Origin of the sequence: Kitasatospora sp. NPDC059599 (genome assembly GCF_042735125.1) — a bacterium.
In the GTDB taxonomy this organism is placed as follows: Bacteria; Actinomycetota; Actinomycetes; order Streptomycetales; family Streptomycetaceae; genus Kitasatospora.
Genome location: NZ_JBHWCL010000287.1, coordinates 1 through 3,491, shown reverse-complemented (window position 1 = coordinate 3,491; position 3,491 = coordinate 1). Strand labels below are relative to the sequence as shown.

The 3,491-nt window shown below is 72.5% G+C and carries 2 protein-coding genes; both read left to right on the top strand.

Annotated features, from left to right (window positions below):
• Positions 1-311 (top strand): phosphopantetheine-binding protein (locus tag ACFV04_RS43560; RefSeq protein WP_380350176.1); only part of this gene is annotated, 311 nt, incomplete at its 5' end.
• Positions 311-3,491: type I polyketide synthase (locus ACFV04_RS43555; protein WP_380536625.1), on the top strand; the 3,181-nt coding region annotated here is incomplete at its 3' end. The genes ACFV04_RS43560 and ACFV04_RS43555, both read left to right, overlap by 1 nt.

The window sequence follows — 3,491 nt, the reverse complement described above, 5'->3', positions numbered from 1 at the left end:
AGACCGTCATCGCCGGGATCTGGGCCGAGGTCCTCGGCGTCGACCGGGTCGGCGTCCACGACAACTTCTTCGACCTCGGCGGACACTCCCTGCTGCTGACCCAGGTACGGAACCTGGTCACCGCCCGGCTGGGCGTCACGCTGCCGATGATCGCCCTGTTCCAGCACACCTCGGTGCGGGCCCTGACCCGGTACCTGTCCGACCGTGGTGCGGCCCGGGTCGACACCACGGCCCTCGTGCGCGCCCGGCAGGACGGCCGGGCGCGCCTGAGCGGGCGACGCAACCGCCGGTCCTCGAACGGAGACAAGTGATGAGCAACGGCGAAGAGTTCGACGTGAACCCCGCGCACATCGCCGTCATCGGCATGGCGGGCCGGTTCCCGGGCGCGGCGGACCTGGACGGGTTCTGGCAGAACCTCGCGGACGGGGTGGAGTCGGTCGAGCCGGTGCCGGTCCCCGCACCGGTGTCGCACCACGCGGTGTACGCCGCACTGACCGATCCCGACTGCTTCGACTCGGACTACTTCGGTTACGCCCCGCGGGAGGCGATGCTGATCGACCCTCAGCACCGGCTTTTCATGGAGTGCGCGGTCGAGGCCCTGGAGGACGCGGGTGAGGACCCGGCCCGCTTCCCCGGGCCGGTGGGCGTCTACGCGGGCAGTAGCCACACCGGCCACCTGGAGTCGTTGCGTGCCGCGCGGGAGCATCTGGGCGGCCCGAGCGACCTGCTGCTGGGACTCGGGACCGGGATGAGCTTCCTGACGTCGCGGGTCGCCTACCAACTCGGTCTGCGGGGCCCGGCCGTGACGGTGCAGACCGCCTGCTCGACCTCGCTGGTGGCCGTCCACCTGGCCGTCCAGGGTCTGCTCGCCGGGGACTGCGACATGGCCCTGGCCGGCGGAGCGAGCGTCCACGTCCCGACGCCGGTGATCGAGTACACCGAGGACGGCGCGATGTCCGGCGAGGGACACTGCCGGGCGTTCGATGCGGCCGCCGGCGGATCCGTCGGCGGGGACGCGGTGGGCATCGTCCTGCTCAAGCGGCTGGAGGACGCCCTCGCCGACGGGAACACCGTCCACGCCGTGCTGATCGGCACCGCCGTCAACAACGACGGCACGGACAAGATCGGCTTCACGGCGCCGAGCGTCTCGGGCCAGTCCGAGGTGATGCAGGCCGCGCTGAAGATCGCCGAGGTCGATCCCGACACCGTCTCCTACGTCGAGACGCACGGTACCGGGACCCGCCTGGGCGATCCGATCGAGGTCGCCGCGCTGACGGCGGCGTACGGCGCCGGCCGGGTCGAGGACCGGCCGGGCGGTCCGTGCTGGATCGGTTCGCTGAAGACCAACGTCGGCCACAGCGATGCCGCCGCCGGGGTCGCCGGTCTGATCAAGACGGTGCTCGCCCTGCGCCACCGCCGGATCCCGCCGAGCCTGAACTTCGAGACCCCGAACCCGGAGATCGACTGGGAGAACTCCCCGTTCCGGGTGAACGCGGAGCTGCGGGAGTGGACGTCCGGCGGTGCCCTGCGCCGGGCGGCCGTGAACGCCCTCGGCGTCGGCGGGACCAACGCGCACGTCATCCTGGAGGAGGCGCCGCCGGTTCCCGGCCGGGGGGAAGGGAAGCCGTCCCAGCTCGTCGTGGTGTCCGCCAAGTCCCGCCCGGCCCTGGCCGCCGCGCGGACCCGGCTCGGCGAGCACCTGGAGAACCACCCCGCCACCGGACTGGCGGACGTGGCCTGGACCACCCAGACCGGCCGGGCGGGCCACGCCCACCGGCAGGCCTTCGTGGCGTCGAGCACGGCCGACCTGGCGGGGCAGCTCGCCCGGGCGGACGCCGCCGCGAGCGAGCCCGTCGACGACGGGGAACGCTCGATCGCCATGGTGTTCCCCGGCCACGGCGGGCAGAAGCTCGGGATGGCGCGGGAGCTGTACCGCCACGAGAAGGTCTTCCGGGAGGCCTTCGACGAGTGCGCGGCGGCCTTCGCCACGCGGCTCGACGTCGATCTGCCGACGTTCCTCTTCGGCGGGGTGTCCGGGCCGGGTGACTCCGACTTCGCCGACCTGCCGGTCAGCCACGCGGCGATCTTCAGCGTCGAGATGGCCCTCTACCGGCTGTGGGAGTCCTGGGGCGTGGTGCCCGAGGTCGTCGCCGGTCAGAGCCTGGGGAGCTACGCCGCCGCCTGCGCGGCGGGGATCTTCACGCTCGACGATGCCGCGGCGGTGGTGACCTGCCGCAGTCGCCTGCTGGAGACCCTGCCCAGCGGCGGGATGATCGCGGTCCCGATGCCGGAGGCCGAGGCCTCCGCGTTCCTGACCGGAGGCCTCTCGCTCGGCGCCGTGAACGGACCGGACCAGTGCGTGGTCTCGGGGCCCAAGGCGGAGATCACGGACCTGACCGCGCGGCTGGAGGCCAGGGGTATCGACGTCCGCCGGCTGCACATCCCCGGCGCCGGCCACTCCTCCCTGGTCGACTCGATCACGGAGGAATTCGGCGACTACCTGAAGGGCGTCACCTTCGGCGAGCCGGTCATCCCGTTCGTCTCCGACAGCGACGGCCGGCCGGTGGATCCGCAACGGGTGACGACCGTGCGGTACTGGGTCGACCACATGAGGAACACGGTCCGCTTCGGCGATGTCGTCTCGACGCTGCTCGGCGTCGACCACCGGACGGTCCTGGAGGTGGGGCCGGGCCGCAGCATGACCACACTGGTCCGCCGGCACCCGGACCTCGGGAAGCACCACCTCGTCGTCTCCAGCCTGCCGCACCCCTCGGCCCCGGTGTCCGAACTCGACCACATCCTCGGCGCCGCGGGCGCGCTGTGGTGCGCCGGACACGAGCTGGACTGGGCGGGGCTCCACGTGGGAACCGACCGGCGGCGCGTCCCGCTGCCCACCTATCCGTTCCAGCGCACCAGGTTCCGGCTGGACCCCACCGCGCCGGACCCGGTGTCGATCGAGCGGATGGCCGAGGAGGACCTCGACCCCGGGGTGACGTTGGAGGCGCCGGCCACCGACACCGAAGCCGCCGTGGCCCGGGTCTTCACGGACGTGCTCGGCGTGGCCGAACCGGCTCGGCAACACGACTTCTTCAAACTGGGCGGCGACTCCCTGCTGGCGACCCAGCTCACCTCACGACTTCGCGACCGGCTCTCCGTCCGGCTCTCCGTCCGGGAGGTCTTCCTCGCGCCGACGGTCGCGGCACTGGCCGAACTCGTCGAGACCAAGACGGCCGGGGCGTCCTCCGGGGGCACCGACACGACGGCCGCCGACGGCCCGGCGCTGGTGCCGGTGGTGCGCGGTGCGGGCGGGCTGCCGTTGTCGTTCGCGCAGCAGCGGCTGTGGTTCCTCGAACAACTGGGGCTGGACGGCCTGGACCTCGCGATCCCCGGCATGTGGCGGTTGCGGGGTGTGGTGGATGTGGGGGCGTTGGAGTCGGCGTTCTCGGGTTTGGTGGCGCGGCATGAGGTGTTGCGGTCGCGTTTTGTGGTGG